The 18,286-nt window shown below is 70.1% G+C and carries 18 protein-coding genes and 2 tRNA genes; 6 read left to right on the top strand and 14 right to left on the bottom strand.

Annotation, left to right across the window (positions count from 1 at the left end; genetic code table 11):
• Nucleotides 1-563 precede the first annotated feature (563 nt).
• On the top strand, nt 564-788 hold the full coding sequence (locus tag V6U86_RS12490; protein WP_112584164.1) for a hypothetical protein: 225 nt from the start codon (nt 564-566) through the stop codon (nt 786-788).
• 3 nt (nt 789-791) lie between these two features.
• Here V6U86_RS12490 and V6U86_RS12485 read toward each other — a convergent pair whose 3' ends face one another.
• From V6U86_RS12485 to V6U86_RS12460, 6 genes are all read right to left on the bottom strand, one after another.
• Nucleotides 792-1,589, bottom strand: coding sequence for a carbon-nitrogen hydrolase family protein (locus V6U86_RS12485; protein ID WP_334502237.1), 798 nt, complete (start codon nt 1,587-1,589; stop codon nt 792-794).
• Nucleotides 1,590-1,727: 138 nt separating this feature from the next.
• Nucleotides 1,728-3,023, bottom strand: coding sequence for an ATP-dependent Clp protease ATP-binding subunit ClpX (gene clpX / locus V6U86_RS12480; RefSeq protein WP_030333537.1), 1,296 nt, complete (start codon nt 3,021-3,023; stop codon nt 1,728-1,730).
• A 209-nt stretch (nt 3,024-3,232) separates the two neighbouring features.
• Nucleotides 3,233-3,895: an ATP-dependent Clp protease proteolytic subunit gene (locus V6U86_RS12475; RefSeq protein ID WP_030333536.1), complete on the bottom strand. Its 663-nt coding sequence runs from the start codon at nt 3,893-3,895 to the stop codon at nt 3,233-3,235.
• Between the two features lie 10 nt (nt 3,896-3,905).
• Complete coding sequence (locus V6U86_RS12470; protein ID WP_007464111.1) at nt 3,906-4,547, bottom strand: ATP-dependent Clp protease proteolytic subunit; 642 nt, start codon at nt 4,545-4,547, stop codon at nt 3,906-3,908.
• Nucleotides 4,548-4,795: 248 nt separating this feature from the next.
• Entirely contained in the window at nt 4,796-6,142 is a 1,347-nt protein-coding gene (gene tig, locus V6U86_RS12465) for a trigger factor (RefSeq protein WP_334502227.1), read from the bottom strand.
• 138 nt (nt 6,143-6,280) lie between these two features.
• A tRNA-Pro gene (locus tag V6U86_RS12460) sits at nt 6,281-6,354 on the bottom strand.
• Between the two features lie 326 nt (nt 6,355-6,680).
• Between V6U86_RS12460 and V6U86_RS12455 the strand changes: the two genes are divergently transcribed.
• A tRNA-Gly gene (locus V6U86_RS12455) sits at nt 6,681-6,754 on the top strand.
• 189 nt (nt 6,755-6,943) lie between these two features.
• Nucleotides 6,944-7,336: a hypothetical protein gene (locus V6U86_RS12450; protein WP_334502225.1), complete on the top strand. Its 393-nt coding sequence runs from the start codon at nt 6,944-6,946 to the stop codon at nt 7,334-7,336.
• A gap of 105 nt (nt 7,337-7,441) precedes the next feature.
• On the opposite strand, the gene V6U86_RS12445 is transcribed toward V6U86_RS12450, so the two are convergent.
• The gene (locus tag V6U86_RS12445; RefSeq protein WP_334502223.1) at nt 7,442-8,272 is read right to left on the bottom strand and encodes a hypothetical protein; all 831 of its coding nucleotides are present in this window, start codon (nt 8,270-8,272) and stop codon (nt 7,442-7,444) included.
• Nucleotides 8,269-8,778 carry a SigE family RNA polymerase sigma factor gene (locus V6U86_RS12440; RefSeq protein ID WP_334502221.1) on the bottom strand — a complete coding sequence of 170 codons (510 nt, stop codon included), beginning with the start codon at nt 8,776-8,778 and terminating at the stop codon, nt 8,269-8,271. The genes V6U86_RS12445 and V6U86_RS12440 overlap by 4 nt, the downstream gene beginning before the upstream one ends.
• Before the next feature lie 240 nt (nt 8,779-9,018).
• On the opposite strand from V6U86_RS12440, the gene V6U86_RS12435 reads away from it, so the two are divergent.
• A complete protein-coding gene (locus V6U86_RS12435; protein WP_334502219.1) occupies nt 9,019-11,154 on the top strand; it encodes a M14 family zinc carboxypeptidase in 2,136 nt (711 codons plus the stop codon).
• Between the two features lie 143 nt (nt 11,155-11,297).
• Here V6U86_RS12435 and V6U86_RS12430 read toward each other — a convergent pair whose 3' ends face one another.
• Nucleotides 11,298-11,843: a hypothetical protein gene (locus V6U86_RS12430; RefSeq protein WP_334502217.1), complete on the bottom strand. Its 546-nt coding sequence runs from the start codon at nt 11,841-11,843 to the stop codon at nt 11,298-11,300.
• A 139-nt stretch (nt 11,844-11,982) separates the two neighbouring features.
• Between V6U86_RS12430 and V6U86_RS12425 the strand changes: the two genes are divergently transcribed.
• Entirely contained in the window at nt 11,983-12,324 is a 342-nt protein-coding gene (locus tag V6U86_RS12425; RefSeq protein WP_334502215.1) for a hypothetical protein, read from the top strand.
• An 11-nt stretch (nt 12,325-12,335) separates the two neighbouring features.
• Here V6U86_RS12425 and V6U86_RS12420 read toward each other — a convergent pair whose 3' ends face one another.
• The 5 genes from V6U86_RS12420 to V6U86_RS12400 all read right to left on the bottom strand — a co-directional run bounded on the left by V6U86_RS12420 (nt 12,336) and on the right by V6U86_RS12400 (nt 15,498).
• A complete protein-coding gene (locus V6U86_RS12420; RefSeq protein ID WP_334502213.1) occupies nt 12,336-12,803 on the bottom strand; it encodes a ribose-5-phosphate isomerase in 468 nt (155 codons plus the stop codon).
• A gap of 87 nt (nt 12,804-12,890) precedes the next feature.
• The gene (locus tag V6U86_RS12415) at nt 12,891-14,090 is read right to left on the bottom strand and encodes a DUF1015 family protein (RefSeq protein ID WP_334502210.1); all 1,200 of its coding nucleotides are present in this window, start codon (nt 14,088-14,090) and stop codon (nt 12,891-12,893) included.
• An 88-nt stretch (nt 14,091-14,178) separates the two neighbouring features.
• Nucleotides 14,179-14,691, bottom strand: a complete 513-nt coding sequence (locus V6U86_RS12410) for a hypothetical protein (protein ID WP_334502208.1) — start codon at nt 14,689-14,691, stop codon at nt 14,179-14,181.
• Between the two features lie 33 nt (nt 14,692-14,724).
• Nucleotides 14,725-14,868: a hypothetical protein gene (locus tag V6U86_RS12405; protein WP_334502206.1), complete on the bottom strand. Its 144-nt coding sequence runs from the start codon at nt 14,866-14,868 to the stop codon at nt 14,725-14,727.
• Between the two features lie 3 nt (nt 14,869-14,871).
• Entirely contained in the window at nt 14,872-15,498 is a 627-nt protein-coding gene (locus V6U86_RS12400) for a mycothiol-dependent nitroreductase Rv2466c family protein (protein ID WP_334502203.1), read from the bottom strand.
• Between the two features lie 220 nt (nt 15,499-15,718).
• Here V6U86_RS12400 and pepN point away from each other — a divergent pair, with 220 nt between their 5' ends.
• The gene (gene pepN / locus V6U86_RS12395) at nt 15,719-18,268 is read left to right on the top strand and encodes an aminopeptidase N (RefSeq protein ID WP_334502200.1); all 2,550 of its coding nucleotides are present in this window, start codon (nt 15,719-15,721) and stop codon (nt 18,266-18,268) included.
• Nucleotides 18,269-18,286: the final 18 nt, after the last annotated feature.

The following is an 18,286-nucleotide window of genomic DNA, read 5'->3' as shown; positions in this document are numbered from 1 at the left end:
TCTCAAAGAACAACCACACACCGATCAAAGCACCACACTCAGTGGAACCCATCTCGGGGCTTTACCGCTCCGCACCCCGCGCTTTCAGCGCCAGGCACTTTTACTACGTTACCCGCCCGTTTCCGCCGTGTCAAACCGGTGTTTCCCAGTTCGCCATGCTTATCCGGTAATACGGATACTGTTACTGCTTAGAGTCCACGATGACGCACGTCGTTACCGACGTTCGCTTCTGTCGTGGGAAACCGCAGACCGGCCGATCGCCGCTTCGCGGCTCTCCGCCCGGCTCCTGCCGGCTTCGAAACTCTACCCGGTCGGCTTCGCGTTCGCAACCCCGTTACCGGAGTGTTCCGCACCGCCCGATCCTCAGTCTCGCTCGGCGTTCCCGCCACGAGCCTGGCGCCCGTTCTCGGCCGGTTTGTCCGGCCTCCCCCGTGCAGAGAGAAAGTTACGCGGACGGCCCGGAGAAGGCAAATCAGGGTTCATCACTGGTTCGGACGGAGAGCCACGTGCGTTCCCGGAGCGGCCGAGGACGCGGACCGCCTCGACGTGCCAGAGTGTCAGTCATGGATGAGTCCGGGCACGGTGCCAGGGTGTTCGCCGAGGAGGCCCTGCTCGGCCTCATCGGGCCGTTCTGGCAGGTGGTGATCGGTGCGGTCGTGCTGGTCGTACTTGTGCTCTCGGTAGGACGACTGGCCCGCCGGGGCAGGTCCCGAATGACCACTGCGCTGCTGGTCACCGCAGCGGCCATCGCAGGGTTCGCGGTGATCGGCGTCCTGCTGGAGGGCTGAGGCTCAGAGCCGGCGGTTGGCGAGGCTGGGCAACTCGGCGCGGATCGCGTCGAGCCGATCAAGGTCCAGCTCGACGACGGAGATCCCCGGGCCGTCCGGCACCTGGCCGACGACCGTCCCCCACGGGTCCACGACCATGCTGCGCCCGAAGCAGGTGCGACCAGGCTCGTGGTCGCCGGTCTGGCCGGCCGCCGCCACGAAGCACTGGCTCTCGATCGCCCTGGCCCGCAGCAGAACCTCCCAGTGGTCCCGCCCGGTGTGCATCATGAATGCGGCCGGGACCACCAGCAACTGCGCACCGCCCTCGGTGGCGAGCAGCCGGTACAGCTCCGGGAAGCGCAGGTCGTAGCAGATCGACAGGCCGACCCGTAGCCCTTCGACGTCGACCACCACCGGTTGGATCCCTGGCGCGACACTCGCCGACTCCCGGTAGGAGACCCGACCGGGGATTTCCACGTCGTACAGGTGGATCTTGCGATAACTCGCGGCCAGACTGCCGGAGCGGTCGAAGACCAGCGACGTGTTCCAGGTGTGGGCCGGGTCCGGGCCGGCCTCGTGGAACGATCCGGCCACCACCCACATCCCGAGCCGCCGGGCGACCCCGGCGAAGAAGCTGCCCACTTCCCCGTCGACCGGCTCCGGTTCGGGCAACCCAGCGGCAGGACCCAGGTAGTCGACGTACTCCGGGAGGACGGCGAGATCCGCGCCGCCGGCGGCGGCCCGCTCCAGCAGTGCCTCCGCGGCCGCCAGATTGGCCTTACGGTCGTCCCGGGCGTTCAGCTGGCAGACGGCGACACGCATGAGCAAAGGGTACGGCTGGAGGGCCGTTCACGGACAGCGTCAGAATCTGGGCGGTGCGGGTGGTCAGCGGCCAGGCGCCACCGCACACGATCACGCCGGCCGCAGCAGAACTGGACGGCCGGCGTGACGTGGGGAGGATCAGGCGGACTTCTCTTCGCGATCGCGGCGGGCGCGACGGCCGGTGAACTCACGCGGCACGATCGTCGGGTTGACGTTCTCCAGGACAACCTCGCGGGTGATCAGCACGCGGGCGGCGTCAGGGTTGCTCGGCACCTCGTACATCGCGGAGAGCAGGACCTCCTCGATGATGGCCCGCAGACCACGGGCACCCGTGCCCCGCAGCATCGCCTGATCGGCGATGGCTTCCAGCGCCGGCTCGTCGAACTCGAGCTCGACACCGTCCAGCTCGAACAGCCGCTGGTACTGCCGGACCAGAGCGTTGCGGGGCTCGGTGAGGATCCGTACCAGGGCGCTGCGGTCCAGGCTGCGCACGTTGGTGATCACCGGCAGCCGGCCGACGAACTCGGGGATCAGCCCGAACTTGAGCATGTCTTCCGGCATGACCTGGCTGAAGATGTCGTCGGTCGACCGCTCGGACACCGATCGGAGCCGGGCCCCGAAGCCGGTGCCCCCCTGCCCGGTGCGGGACTCGATGATCTGGTCGAGACCGGCGAACGCGCCACCGCAGATGAACAGCACGTTGGTGGTGTCGATCTGGATGAACTCCTGGTGGGGGTGCTTGCGGCCACCCTGCGGTGGCACGTTGGCCACCGTGCCCTCGAGCATCTTGAGCAGGGCCTGCTGCACGCCCTCACCGGAGACGTCCCGCGTGATCGAGGGATTTTCCGACTTGCGGGCGATCTTGTCGACCTCGTCGATGTAGATGATGCCGGTCTCGGCGCGCTTGATGTCGTAGTCGGCGGCCTGGATCAGCTTGAGGAGGATGTTCTCCACGTCCTCACCGACGTAGCCCGCCTCGGTCAGCGCGGTGGCGTCGGCGATGGCGAACGGGACGTTCAACATCCGGGCCAGGGTCTGCGCCAGGTGGGTCTTGCCGCACCCCGTCGGGCCGAGCAGCAGGATGTTGGACTTGGCCAGCTCGACGGCGTCACTGCCGGAGCCCGGCGCGCCAGCCGCCTCAGCCTGGATCCGCTTGTAGTGGTTGTAGACCGCGACGGCGAGCGCCTTCTTGGCCTGATCCTGACCCACGACGTAGGTGTCGAGGAACTGGCAGATCTCCATCGGCTTGGGAAGCTCTTCCCACTTCACCTCGCCGGACTCGGCCAACTCCTCTTCGATGATCTCGTTACAGAGATCGATGCACTCGTCGCAGATGTAGACCCCTGGGCCCGCGATGAGCTTCTTGACCTGCTTCTGCGACTTGCCGCAGAAGGAGCATTTCAGTAGGTCGCCGCCGTCACCGATCCGTGCCACCTACGTTCTCCCTGCACTCATCGGCCGGAGACCCGGCCCTGACCTGCGGACGTTGCGCGCCGCCCGGCTTAGTTCGCGCCGCCGGCCCAACCGGCGAAGCGGTACGGACCCGACGTTACCCGCTGGCGGGGCATTCTCCGACCCCCAAAACGGGTGTGTCAGAGGTCGGCCGGGAACGCAGCCCCGGCCAACCTCTGACCCGATACAGCTCAGCGGGCGGCGTTGGCCGCCAGCAGACCCTTCTTGCGACTGGTCAGGATGGTGTCGACCAGCCCGTACTCCTTGGACTCCTCGGCCGTCATGATCTTGTCACGGTCGATGTCCTTGCGAACCTGCTCGATCGGGCGGTTGCAGTGGCGGGACAGCATGTCCTCCAGCTGCGTACGCATCCGCAGGATCTCCCGGGCCTGGATCTCGATGTCCGAGCCCTGCCCGTAGCCGCCCTCGGTGGCCGGCTGGTGGATGATGATCCGCGAGTTCGGCAGGGCCATCCGCTTACCCGGAGTGCCCGCCGAGAGCAGCACCGCCGCCGCGCTCGCCGCCTGCCCGAGGCAGACCGTCGAGATGTCCGGACGGACGTACTGCATGGTGTCGTAGATCGCCGTCATGGCGGTGAACGACCCACCCGGCGAGTTGATGTACATGATGATGTCGCGGTCCGGATCGGTGCCCTCGAGCGTCAGCAGCTGGGCCATCACGTCGTTCGCCGACGCGTCGTCCACCTGGACGCCGAGGAAGATGATCCGGTCCTCGAAGAGCTTGTTGTACGGGTTCGACTCCTTGACCCCGTACGACGTGCGCTCGACGAAGGACGGCAGCACGTAGCGGTTGTGCACGGCCGCGAACTGGGGCGGCAGGCTCAGATCGGTCATCGTCAGCTCCTCAGCTCAGGGTCCCGGCGCCATCCGGAACCTGTGCGGCCCCGATGATCACCTTGTCGATGAAGCCGTAGTCCATGGCCTCCTGGGCGGTGAACCAACGGTCCCGGTCCGAGTCGGCCTCGATCTGCGACTGGCTCTGGCCGGTGTGGTGCGCGACCCGCTCCTGGAACATCCGCTTCGTGTAGAGCATCTGCTCCGCCTGGATGGCGATGTCGGACGCCGTGCCGCCCAGACCACCGGACGGCTGGTGCATCATGATCCGTGCGTGGGGCAGGGCGTAACGCTTGCCCTTGGTGCCCGCGCAGAGCAGCAGCTGACCCATCGAGGCAGCCATGCCCATCGCCACGGTCGACACGTCGTTGTCGATGAACTGCATGGTGTCGTAGATCGCCATGCCGGAGTAGACCGAGCCACCCGGCGAGTTGATCCACAGGTTGATGTCGCGGTCCGGGTCCTCCGCGGCGAGCAGCAGCAGCTGCGCGCAGATGCGGTTGGCGACCTGGTCGGTCACCTCACTGCCCAGGAAGATGATGCGCTCCTTGAGCAACCGGTTGTAGACCGAGTCGTCGAGGTTGCCAATGGAGTCGCCACCGCGCGCGTCAATCGCCCGGAGCGACTTCTTGGGGATGTGCATGTCGGTCATGGCAGCCCTTCGCTCTCCGTACCGTCTTTCCCGACACTAACCGCTGTGCGGGGCGGCAGAGTCCCGGTCGGGGCAGTGTTCGCTCTCAGCGCAGCTGTGTCGGGCGTACCCGCGGCGCGGGCTTCCGGGCGTACCCGGCAGTGCTGCCTGCCCGGCCGTCCCGGGCGGTGCTTGCTGCCCGGGCGTACCCGGAAAGGGAAACGGCCGCCGTCTGCCCCTGAGCGGCGGACGCCGGCCGCACCCGACGATCAGTGGTCGTGGTTGTGCTCCGCCTCGTTGGCGGCGCGCAGCGCGTCAAGGGTGATGCCGTTGCCGGCCGAGTCCTTGATCGTGATCCGCTCCATGACGGCCGCGAGCGCCTTGCCCCGCCGCACGTCGCCGAAGACCGCGGCGGCCGCGCCGGAGCGCACCAGCTGGTCGTAGTACTGCTGCGGGGCCATTCCGGCGCGCTGCGCGCGGTGCACGATCTCGTGCCCGAACTCGTCGTCGGAGACCTGCACGTCCTCCGCGTCGGCCAGCGTGTCCAGCAGGAGCTGGACCTTGACGCCCTCGGTCGCCGCCTCGGTCAGCTCGGCGTCGATCTGCTCCTCGGTCTTGTCCTCGGCCGCGAGGTACTCCTCCATCGAGGCGCCGATCCGCTCCAGCTGGTCGACCATCGCCTGCTTGCGGCTCTCGACCTCCTCGCGGACGACGCCCTCCGGGGCCGGGATCTCGGCGGCCTCGACCAGCTGGGCCAGGGCCTTGTCCCGAGCGGCGTAGATCTGCTCGACCTGCTTGCCCTGGGTGACCCGGGCCCGCAGGTCGGCGCGGAGCTCGTCGATCGTGTCGAACTCGCTCGCCATCTGGGCGAACTCGTCGTTCAGCTCCGGCAGCTCCTTCTCCTTGACCGTGCGCACGGTCACCGCCACCTCGGCGTCCCGACCGGCGAAGTCGCCGCCGACCAGCTGGGTGGTGAAGGTGGTGTCATCGCCGGCGGCGAGGCCGACCACGGCCTCGTCCAGGCCCGGCAGGAGCTGCTTGCTGCCCACCTCGTGGGAGATGTTGCTCGCCTGGCCGCCCGGCACGTCCTCGCCGTCGACGGTGGCGTTGAGGTCGATCTGGACGTAGTCGCCCTCGGCGGCGGCCCGCTCGACGGTCTTGAGGGTCGCGAAACGCTCCCGCAGGTTCTTCACCTGCTCGTCGATCTCGCTCTCGTCGATCTGCAACTCGTCGACGGTCACCTCGATGGTGCTCGCGTCCGGGATGGTGATCTCCGGACGGACGTCGACCTCGGCCGTGAAGTTCAGCGAGTCACCGTCGTTGAACTCGGTGATCTCGACCTCCGGGCGCCCCAGCGTCTTCAGGTCGTGCTCGCGCACGGCGGCGAGGATGTTCTCCGGGATGGCCTCCTGGACCGCCTCGTTGAGGACGGTGCCCCGGCCCACCCGCTGGTCGATCACCGCGGTCGGCACCTTGCCCCGGCGGAAGCCCGGAACCTGGACCTGCGAACCGATCTCCCGGTACGCCTTCTTGAGGCTCGGCTCGAGCTCGACGAACGGCACCTCGATGGCGAGCCGCACGCGCGTCGGGCTCAGAGTCTCGACGGTGCTCTTCACAGGCGTACTCCTTGACGGATCTCAGTTGAGTCTGGGCGTGATTCAGCCCATCGAGTGTAGGCGAGCCGGCCTGACGCTCCGGCATCGCCCGGGGGCCGCACTGGGCGACACCCGGGGCGGCCCGGCCGCGGACGACAGTCGGGGTGGCGGGATTTGAACCCACGGCCCCTCGCTCCCAAAGCGAGTGCGCTACCAAGCTGCGCCACACCCCGTGGCGACGTGCAGTCTATGCCGTCGCCACGCCTCAGTTGGTGCCGGGGCATCAGCCACCCGGACACAACCCCCGAAAACTACCATTCCACCCCTCGGACCTGCCGCCGTGCGGATCCTGGAGGCGACTCCAAGATCCGCACAACTTCATGGATGTAGTGGTCTCATCGACGCGCGCAGACCACTACATCCCGGATGTTGCGGGGATCTTGGGTCGCCGTACCGCCGCGTCGAGGACAACGCGGGCGCCGCGGGGCGGTGGCGCGGTTACGCGTCAGGCAACGGCATTGGGTACGCTAGGGGCGCGTCCTGCTTCGGCGGGATGCACGCGGGCGTAGCTCAATGGTAGAGCTTCAGTCTTCCAAACTGACTACGCGAGTTCGATTCTCGTCGCCCGCTCCACGCACGAAGGCCCAGGCAGACCGCACGATCGCGGCACCTGGGCCTTCACCTTCTCCCCCATCGTGGATCTCGCGCACCACTACCCAATCCGCCGAGCGGGCTGACAGCCGACCAGCCGGGGCGTCAGAAGTTCGGAGTTCGCCGATACGGCTCCTGTGCAAACGATGACGGGCGGCCGAGACTGTAGCGATGTCACCCGATGGTGCGGGCGCTCCGCGCCGGCAGGTCGTCACCGCCGCTCTGCTCGTCGTCGCTGGCGTGCTTCTTCTCTTCGTCCCCGCAGGCAGCGAGGGCAGCGTTCTCGTGCCCATCAGCGAAGGTCACGGATTGTCCGCCGTGGACGGGTTCGGCGCGGCGTTGCTGACGGTGGGCGGCACCTGGCTGGAGGTGCTGGTCGTGCGACGCCTGCCACATCTCGCCCTGCCCCCACGGATTCTGTTCGCACTCGGCCTGCTGGCCGGTCTCGGCGTGGGACTCCTGATCGCCTCGGTCTTCTCGGGGTTCTTCTGGTGGTGGGCTGTCGGCGCCACCACGCTCGGCCTCGCCGTCCTCGTCCTCGTCCCCCTCACGGCACGGCGTTGAGAAGCACGCGCCACACACCGGACGGCGGGCTTTCACACACAGCAAGGCCCAGGTGAACCCCGAGGTGGCGGCACCTGGACCCCTCGGCGAAGCCGAGCTGCGGTGTCACTTCAGGTGGAACCGTTCGTCGACGGCGAGAGCCGCCAACTGCGGTACGGAGAACGGCAGCTTCGTCAACGCCGGCCGGCTCTCGTCGAGCCGCACGCCCTGCGCCACGAACACCACCACCCCGTCCGGGTGCCGGTACGCCGACCACTGGTCCAGCCGGTCGTCGCCGTCCGGTCGGACCACCACGCCGACCCGCGCCGCGCCGACGGTCTCGACCTGGCAGTCGCCCCGCATGCCCCAGAAGGCCCGGGCCAGCTCGCACGGCTCGGTCGGCATCGGATTGCCGGCGTCGTGCACCTCGACGATGAGGCGCCCGGCGGCGGCGTGCTGCGTCACGGCGACCGACGAGGAGTAGCTCCACACGTCGACGCCGTCCACCCTGGCCTCGAACTGCGCCTGGTGGGTTCGCGACGTCCGCTGCTCGGCGGGCAGACTCGGCGGGTCCTCCGGCGCGCTGAAACCAGCGGGTACGACCGAGACAGCCTCACTGAGCAGGTGTGCTCCCTGGTCGTACTTGGACCCGGCGCGGGCGGTCCGGTCCTCCTGCGGTTGACCGTTCGGCCCGGTCGGCCACGGCTTCTTGGTGTCCGGAGCAACCAGTGGCCCCCGGCCCGCCGGCTCGTAGACGTGACCATCGGGTGTGGCGACGGCCGCGAAGCCGGTGACCGCCAGCACGACAACCGCCGACCCGAGGGACGCCCACACCGCGCGTCGGCGGAAGTGCGCCCGCCGTGCCGCGCCGAGCGCGGCTGTCGTACTCAATGGTGGTGGCGGGGTGACGCCCGCCATCTCGCTACGCAGCCCCTCGCGTAGTTCTTCCTCGTTCATCGCTCCCCCATCTCGATCCCGCTGTAGCTGGGTGCCAGGAGGCCGCGCAACGTGTCGAGCCCGCGTGCCGCCTGGCTCTTCACCGTCCCTGGAGAGCACTCCAGCAGCGCCGCGACGTCCTCGATCGACAGGTCCTCCCAGTACCGCAGAATCAGCACGGCCCGCTGACGTGGTGCCACCCGGGCCAGCGCCTGAAGCAGCACCAGTCGGCTCTCCGGCGAGTCGGGCGGGGCCACCTGCTCGGTGTCCTCGCCACCCACCCGTTCCCGAAGCCACCAGCCACGCCGGCGTTCGTCGAGGAAGGTCCGGATCAGGATCTGACGCACGTAGCTGTCGAGCACCTCGTGCCGAGAGATCCGGTTCCAGACCCGGTAGAGCTTGACGAACGCGGTCTGGACCAGGTCTTCGGCACGGTGCCAGTCGCCGCACAGCAGGTACGCGGTGCCGCGCATGGCACCGGACCGTGCCGCGAAGTACTCGGCGAACGCCTCGTCGCGATCGCTCATCCAGGCCTCCGATCCCCGTTTCGAGATAGTCACGCGGGGTCTGGCTCGAAGGGTTGCTCCGGAACTCGCGCAGTTGTCAATGGATCAACGCCGAACGGGACCGGTGGGATATTGACCGGCGCGCCTCACAGTGGATCGTTGGCCCCGGACCTGCTGAAGCGCATTCCCTTCCCTTGACAGGTGTCGATCTGTGCACTGGTGTAAGGACCAAGAACATCGACGTCCGTCACAGGAGGGCACATGATCGTCCGACGACGGTGGACAGCTGCCGCCACCACAGCGATCCTGATCAGCGCGGTGCTGTCCCATCCCGGTTCCGCAGCGGCGGCACCCGCTGCCCCGATCACCCTGACCGCCACCGAGACCGCCCTGGTCCGGGTCCAACTCCGCGACCAGGCCCAGCTCGACCGGCTGGTCGCCACCGGCGCGGACCTGGCCAACCGACCCCGCGCACGGGACGGCCGGATCCTCGCCGACCTGGTGTTGACCGGCACCCAGCTCGCCGAGCTGACCGCGCAGGGCGCGACGGCGGTGCAGATTGTGCAGCGCGCCGGCGACGGCAGCCGGCACTACGCCGACAGCGTCCGCGCGGCTCAGGCCCGCACCGCCGCCGGGCTGCGCGCTCCGGCCGCGGGCCAACGGACCACCGCCGCCGCCGCCGTGGACACCCTCCAGGTGCAGCAGGCGTACTGGTGGACCACGGGTGGGCAGACCTTCCTGCAGGCCCAGGTGGCCACGACCGCCACCGACGATCCGGACGTGGAGATCACGGTCAGCTGGCGGACGGCGGACGGCGCCACCGGATCGTTCCCGCTGTACCGGTTCGAGGACTCGGGCGAGTACCAGTACCACTACAACCTTCCCCAGCCGGTGCCGAACCGACCGATCCAGTTGACCGCCACCTCCAGCCTCGGCGGGGTCAGCCGCGTGGTCACGCCGACGCTCTGGCCGAACGCTGCCCCGCCGCCCCTTCCGGCCGGCTATCAGAAGGACTTCATCGACGCGTACCTGACGCCGATCGACATCCAGGCGCGGATCAAGCGCCTGGCCCGCCAGTACCGGGACCTGGTGGACGTGATCGACCTGCCGAACAAGACCCAGGGGTACCGACGCAACGCCGCCGCCTACCTGGGCGACCCGGCGGTGGCCGCCGTGGTGGTCGAGTCGGTCCGCTTCGGCGACCAGAACATGAACGGCGTACAGGTGCGGACGGTCGACCCTGGCCGGGCGAACCGGCCACTGACCGTCGGCTACCGCGACCGCGTCCTCACCGTGTCACTGGCCACCGACACCGCGGGCAAGACCGTGAGCACCACCGACGAGGTCGCGGCGGCGATCAACGCGCGCCAACCGAACCGGTTCCGGGCCACCGTCGAGGACGGCTCGGCCGGGCTGCCGATGCCGGTCGCCGGCCCCGCCCGGCTCGACGACGGCCTCCAGGGCACCGAGGTGCCGGCACGGCCGTGGACGGTGCAGGCGCTGCGCCTCGGCGCGCACCGCGACGGGTCCCGGGTCGGGGTGCTCGCGTACTCGCAGGAGCACGCCCGGGAGTGGGCCACCCCGCTGGTGACGCTGGAGTTCGCCGAGCGGATGCTGGCCAACGCCCGCACCGACCCGGCAACCCGTGAGCTGCTGGAGCAGGTCGACATCTTCGTCATCCCGACGGTCAACCCGGACGGCGCGAACTACTCGTTCAACGACTTCAACTTCCAGCGCAAGAACCTGGTCAACCACTGCACCGGGCCCGCCCGCGATCCGAAGAACCGCACCTCGTGGGGCGTCGACGTCAACCGCAACTACACGGTCGGGTCGTACTTCGACGGGTATGTGGGCGCCAGCGCCAACTGCCTGTCCGGCAACTACGCGGGCACCGCCGAGCTGTCCGAGGCGGAGAGCAGCAACGTGATCGCGCTCGCCCAGGCCCATACGAACATCAAGTTCGCGATGAACGTGCACTCCTACGGCGGGTACTTCATGTGGCCGCCGGGGGCGTACCGGGCCGACGGGCGGATCACCCTGCCCCGGCCGTCGATCGACGAGTCGACGCTGTTCCTCAACAGCGCCCGGCGGATCGTCGGGGCCATCGCACAGGAGCGGGGCACCGTCACCTGGCCGTCGCAGACCGGACCGGTCGCCGACGTGCTCTACTCCGCCGCCGGCAACTCGGCCGACCAGCTCTACTACGAGCTGGGCATCTTCGCCTGGGACTTCGAGGTCGGCAACGACCGGTGGAACCCGGCGACCAGCCAGTGGGAGGGCGTCGGCTTCCAGCCGCCGTTCGACGAGGCGCACGGCGAATCCCAGGAGTACGCCGGCGGACTGGTGGAGCTGGTCCGGGTGGCCCGGGACTACGCCGCCGCCGAATCCGCCGACTGAACCCTCGAAGGAGGTACCGGTCGCAGCGGCCGACCACGGATGAACCGCGGCCGGCCGGGTAAGCAGCGGCCTTGCCTGGTGGGGAGACGACCGGGTGCACGGGTGGGCGGGTCATTGGACCGGCCCGCCCGTGCACACCCGGATCAGTTCGAGGAGATCCAGTTCCAGGCCGAGACGACCCACTCGGTCTGCTGGAGCCACGCCACCCCCAGGCCGGCGAGGAAGACCGCCGTCGCCAGGTGCGCACCTCGGGCGCTGCGCCGGACCCGGCCCAACTGCCGCTCCAGCACCACCCGGCCGACCAGCCGGAACAGGGCGAACAGGCCGATCGCCACCAGCAGGCTGAGCACCAACACCAGCAGCGGGCCGCTCAGGTCGCCCTGGCCGGACAGTGCCCAGATCCCCCAGCACACGAACGCGAAGAGACCGGCCGCGGCGCTCCACTCACCGCCGCGCCGCAGTTGCGCCATTCGCGAGCTCAGCGAGCGGCGGGGCACCGGCCCGTCCGGCCAGCCGGTGCCGGTCGGCTCCTGCTCGACCACCGGGAACGGCTCCGTCCGCGGGGCGCGCGGCTGACCCACCGGGGCGACCCCCCGACGGAACCCGTCGCGCTGCGGCGGCACCCCGACGCCGGCCTGCGGTGGCACCTCCACGGTCCGCTCCGCCCACGGCTGCGTCTGGTCTGCCATCTCGAGCTCCCCCTGACCGACGGCAACGACACCGCCTGGATTCGAGGGTAGCCAGCCGGCAAATCGGTCGCCGACCCCGGCCGGGGCGCGAGGCCGCACGACGGTGCCGGATCAGACCCGGGCGGGGTACGGTCGGCTGATGGGTGACCCCGACCGACGACGGCGACGGCTGCGCCACCCCGCCGACACCGAGACGGCCAGGCCAGGTGCCGACGGCCCGACGGCCAGCACCGCGGGCGTGCATGACGGTGACGAGCCGCCGCCACGACGCAGGAGTGCGGGCGGTGACGAGCGCGACGGCGAGCGAGGGCTGCGCGGGTTGGTCGGTTCCGGCTCGTCCCAGGTGGGGCTGAGCGCCGCGCTACGGGCCCGGGACGCGGCCCGTCCCAACGACGACGACCTGGCCGAGGCGGAGGCCCGGGTGGTGCTCGTCCGCCGCAACTGGGTGCCCCGCGAGGAGCTGCCCCGCTCGCCGCGCTGAGCGCCGCACGGTCAGGGCAGGTCGGGCAGCTTCCGGGTCTGCTCGTACTCGGCCACCTGGGCGATCCGACGAGCGTGCCGCTCGTTGCCGGAGAACGGCGTGTTCAGGAACGCCTCGACGATGGCTGTCGCCTCGTCCAGCGTGTGCTGGCGCGCACCGATGGCGACCACGTTCGCGTCGTTGTGCTGGCGGGCCAGCTGAGCGGTCTCGACACTCCAGGCCAGCGCGGCACGGACGCCGGCGACCTTGTTCGCGGCGATCTGCTCACCGTTGCCGGAGCCACCGATGACCACTCCGAGGCCCGTCTCGTCGGCCACCACCTGGTCGCCGGTGTGCAGGCAGAACGTGGGGTAGTCGTCGTCCGGGTCGTAGCTGTGCGGGCCGACGTCGACGACGTCGTACCCCTGCATGGCCAGGTGGTTGGCCAGGTGCACCTTCAACTCGAAACCGGCGTGATCGGATCCCAGGTAGACGCGCATACCGGGCAGTCTGTCAGGCCGCGCTCGGGGACGTCACAGCGGCGGCGTCCCCGAGCCGGTTCCGTCACACGGTCGTGGGGGTGGCGCTCAACGCGGCAGCTCGGCGACGACCAGGCCACCGCGCGCCTTCGGGGTGAACCAGGTGCTCTTGCGGGGCATCTTCTCCCTGGCCAGGTTGACCGCGACGAAATCCGCCACCGTCACCGGGGCGATCAGGATGGCCAGCTCGGCCCGCCCGGCGTCGACCTCACCGGTGAGCCAGCTCGCCGGGTAGTCACCGCCGACGTAGGTGATCCGCTTGTCGCCCGGGTCCAGACCGAGAGCGTCGCGCAGCACCAGCCGCTCGACCAGGGCATGGTCCAGGTTTTCCAGGCCGGCGGAGGCGGTCGCGGGCAGGCGCACCGCGTACCCCTGGCCGTCGAGGCGGAGGTGCACGGTGCCGCCGGCCGTCGGGACCTCGACCGGGCCGTCGATCGGCTCGACCTCGGCGCCCGCGGCCCGCAGCCGGTCGAGCAGCTCGGCGGGGGTGGTGGTCAGCTCGCTGACCAACCGGTTGTACGGCTGGATGGCCACCGACGCGGGGGTGGTGACCACGGCCAGGAAGCGCGGCAGCCCCCCGGTCTGAGCGGCCAGGCTGCGGTGGTTGCCGTCCGCGACGACCAGGTCCCCGCCACCGGCGAGGGCGGTCAGCGTGGCCTGCTCCGGGCCAGGGCCGAGCAGCCAGATGGCGTGCGTGCGCCCCGCCTGGTCGGTGTCGGTAGCGGCGGGCGCGCCGGCCGCGTCGGTCGCCGCCACGAGGGCGGCGTGCAGCTCATCGCCACGCCCGGTCTGGAGCAGGAGTACGGGTGAGAGCAGGTGGCCCAGCGCGTCGGCCAGCGCCACCCGCTCGCGGACCTTGGCGATGAAGACGTCCTCGTTGCGGATGACCAGGCCCGGCTCGTCTGCCCGGGTGGAGATCTGGTCGGTGTCCACCATCGCGAACAGCCCGTACGCCGGCTCCTCGCCGGGTGCGGTGATCCGGTAGAGCACCACCACCTGCTCGGCGGGGGTGTAACTGCCGTCGGCCTTGGCCTCGGCGAGGCGGGCCACCGCGTCCGGCAGAGCGTCGAGGAACGACTTGCCCAGGCTCTGCGGGGCGCGATGCGGCATCTCGATGCCGAGAGCGCTGTGCGGGTTCGACTCGATGATCGCGGTGATCTCCGCGTCGTCGGCGAACTCGTCGTAGTTTTGCGCGCCGGTGCCGCCAGTGGTGACCCAGGCCCGGGTGATCGGATGCACGACCGTCATGCCTACTGACGCTACCGGCGACGGTGTCGCCGCCGACGGGGACCCGCAGGGCGTCCACCAGATGAAAGCACCCGGCCGGCCCGGGTGGTCAGCCGGCGCGGTCGGATGTGCCCCGGCGGTGCCGACCCGCGCTCACCGGCCCACCGTTGCCGCGTCGACCGACCCCGATCGGCCCGGTGTTCACGGCGCGGCGGGGCGACGTCGGCGGCGGCGTCGGCACCGGACGGTCCGGAGGAGGCGTCGGGACAGGCCGCGGGCTCAGCGGCGGCGTCGGCACCGGACGGGCCGGCGCCGGCGGCGGGGGTGCGGGTTCGGCCGGCGCCGCCCCCGATGGCACCAGCGCCGGCACATCGCACGGCACGGCGTCGACTGGCGACTGCAGCGAATCGACAGCCGCGGGCGGGGTGAGCCGGGAGGTCACCGGGACCCGCGCCACGCCCACCACGATGGGCGGCGCGAGCAGATCCACCAGATGGGCGGGTAGATCCGGGCGGACCGTCGGCCAGCGGGAGTCGTCGACGGACCAGTAGTCCGCGCCGGGAGTCTCGATCACCCCCTGCCGGGTCAACTGATCGTCACCGGACGCACGGTGCTTGGCCATCGGGATTGCCTCCACGAACTGCGGCGTGCGGCCCTACGGGTCGCTGCGGCGGACACCGAGGGAAACGACGCCGCCCACCTCCCGGTGACGCCACAACCGGCCGCCGACCTCGGCACCCGACCCGGAACGCCCCCGTCCACGCAGCTGACGCAGCACGAACGGGGGCGCGGTGGTCATCGCTCAGTCGAAGATCGGGCCCTGCTCACGGGTGCGCTTGAGCTCGTAGAAGCCCGGGGTGCCGGCGACCAGCAACACGCCGTCCCAGAGTCGGCCGGCGGCCTCCCCCTTCGGAGCCGGAGTGATCACCGGGCCGAAGAACGCGACCGGAGCGCCGTCCGGACCGGGCGCGTGTACGACCGGAGTGCCCACGTCCTGCCCGACCGGGCGCATGCCCGCCTCGTGGCTGGCCCGCAGCGCCTCGTCGTAGTCGGTGCTGTCAGCGGCCTTCGCCAGCGCCGGGTCGAGGCCGGCATCGGTGAGCGCAGCCACGTACAGCTCCGGACCCCGCTCCTGCTTCTGCAGGTGGATCCGGGTGCCGAGCGCGGTGTACAGCGGGCGCAGCACGTCATTGCCGTGGCGCTGCTCGGCAGCGATGCAGACCCGCACCGGGCCCCACGCGGTCTTCAGGAACTCCTTGTACTCCTCGGGCAACTCGTCCCGGCCGTCGTTGAGCACGGCCAGGCTCATCACGTGGAAGCGGATGTCCACATCCCGGACCTGCTCGACCTCAAGCAGCCAGCGGGAGGTGATCCATGCCCACGGGCAGGCCGGGTCGAACCACATGTCGGCGGTGACACGTTCAGTCACGGTGAGATCCCTTCACGACGGGTGGCGCCAGCAGTCGGCGTCTCACGAGAATCTTCACCCCGCAGCGCATCGACCGGCACCCGAATGAGAGCGTGACCTCGGCCACCGCAGGCTGCCCGTACATGGAAGACTCGAATCGGGCCGGCCGTCACGAGCGGTAGGCGAACGGGCGCCGCCGGGCGTACGGCGACATGTGGGATGGAGACGAACAGTGCCGGGAGTGCGCAACCTGACGCAGGTCGAGGCGACCGAGCGGGCACGCCTGCTCAACGTGACGGGGTACGACATCAGTCTGGACCTGTCCACCGCCGTGCTGGCGGCCGACGGCCGCACGTTCAGGTCGACGACCGAGGTTCGGTTCCGCTGCTCCGAACCGGGCGCGAGCACGTTCATCGAGTTGGCCGCCGAGTCGGTGCGGTCCGCGACGCTGAACGGCGCACCCGTCGACCTCTCCGACTGGTCCGCCGAGAAGGGCCTGACCCTGTCCGGGCTGGACGGCGACAACGTCCTGGTGGTCGACGCCGACTTCAGTTACTCCAACAGCGGTCAGGGCCTGCACCGGACGGTCGACCCGGTGGACGGTGAGACGTACCTCTACAGCCAGTTCGAGACGGCCGACGCGCAGCGGGTGTACGCCTGCTTCGACCAGCCCGACCTGAAGAGCGTCTACACCTGGCACGTCACCGTGCCGGCGCACTGGCGGGCGGTTTCCAACATGCCGGTGCAGCGCGAGGAGCCGGCGGGTGAGGCGCTCAAGACGCTGCACTTCACCGAGTCGCCCCGGATGAGCACCTACATCACGGCGATGTGCGCCGGCCCGTACCACGAGGTGCGCGACAGCCACGACGGCATCGACCTGGGTGCGTTCTGCCGGGCGTCGATGGCGCAGTACCTGGACTCCGACGACCTGTTCCTGATCACCAAGCAGGGCTTCGACTTCTTCCACGAGAAGTTCGGGGTGCGCTACCCGCTGCCGAAGTACGACCAGCTCTGGGTGCCCGACTTCAACGCCGGCGCGATGGAGAACTTCGGCTGTGTGACGCACGCCGAGTCGCACTACCTGTTCCGCTCGCAGGTCACCGACTTCGAGTACGAGCAGCGCGCCAACACGATCCTGCACGAACTGGCCCACATGTGGTTCGGTGACCTCGTCACCATGCGCTGGTGGAACGACCTGTGGCTGAACGAGTCGTTCGCCGAGTGGGCCAGCCACTGGTGCAACGCCAACGCGACCCGGTTCACCGAGGCGTGGACGACCTTCCTGTCCATCCGGAAGAACTGGGGCTACCGGCAGGACCAGCTCTCCTCCACCCACCCGGTCTACACCGAGATGCCGGACATGGAGGCCGTGGAGGTCAACTTCGACGGCATCACCTACGCCAAGGGCGCGAGCGTGCTCAAGCAGCTCGTCGCGTACGTGGGTGAGGAGCCGTTCGTGGCCGGGCTGCGGGCCTACTTCGGCAAGCACGCCTGGGGCAACGCCACCTTCGACGACCTGCTCACCGAGCTGGAGGCCGCATCCGGTCGGGAGCTGCGCAAGTTCGCCGCGCAGTGGTTGGAGACCGCGCAGGTCAACACGCTGCGGCCGGAGGTGACCATCGGAGCGGACGGCACGTACGAGCAGGTGCTGGTGCGGCAGGAGGCGCCGGCGGCGTACCCGACGCTGCGCACGCACCGGATCGGCGTGGGCCTGTACGACCTGACCGACGGGCGGCTGGTCCGTCGTGAGCGGTACGAGGTGGACGTGACCGGCGAGCAGACGGAGGTCGCCCCGCTGCGCGGCGTCCGGGCGGCCGACGTGTTGCTGCTCAACGACGACGACCTCACCTACACCAAGCTGCGCCTCGACGATCGCTCGATGGCGACCGTGGTGCAGCACATCGGTGGCTTCGACTCGTCGCTGGCCCGTGCGCTCTGCTGGACCGCCGCGTGGGACATGATCCGCGACGCCGAGCTGTCCGCCCGCGACTACGTGGCGCTGACGCTCAGCGGGCTGCCCGCGGAGACCGACATCAACCTGGTCACCGCCACCCTGCGGCAGGCGACCACCGCGCTCACCCTGTACGCCGACCCGGCCTGGGCGCCGACCGGCTGGGCCGACCTGGCCCGGACCGCCCGCGACGCACTCGCCGCCGCCGAACCCGGCAGCGGGTTCCAGCTGGCCTGGGCCCGTGCGTTCACCTCGGCGGCCCGCTCCGGGGAAGACCTGGCGACGCTGCGTGGTTGGCTGGACGGCACCGGCATGCCGGCCGGGCTGACCGTCGACACCGAGCTGCGCTGGTCGGTCCTCGCCGCGCTGGTGGCCAACGGTGCCGCCGGTGCCACCGAGATCGAGGCGGAGCTGAGCGGCGACCGCACGGCCAGCGGCGAGCGGGAGGCCGCGTACGCGCACGCGTTGATCCCGACGGCGGAGAACAAGGCCGCCGTGTGGGCCCTGCTCACCGGCCCGGACTCGTTGCCCAACTGGCGACACCGGGCGCTGTTGCAGGGCTTCGCCCACCCGACGCAGGTGGAGCTGGTCGCCCCGTACCGGGAGCGCTACTTCGCGGCGGTCGGTCAGGTGTGGGCCACCCGGGACAGCGAGCCGGCGCAGGAGTTCGCCCAGCTGGCCTACCCGACCTACCTGGTGCAGGACGACACGGTGGCGGCCACCGACGCGTGGCTGGCCGGCGAGGGGCACCCCGCCCCGCTGCGTCGGCTGGTGGCCGAGGGCCGCGACGGTGTGGTGCGGGCGTTGAAGGCCCGCGCGAAGGACGCCCAGAGCGCCTGAGCAGCGTGATCCGGCCCC

Source organism: Micromonospora sp. CPCC 205558, assembly GCF_036902955.1.
In the GTDB taxonomy this organism is placed as follows: domain Bacteria; phylum Actinomycetota; class Actinomycetes; order Mycobacteriales; family Micromonosporaceae; genus Micromonospora.
The sequence above is the reverse complement of the archived record's forward strand: the minus strand, read 5'-3'. Positions and strand labels throughout refer to the sequence as shown.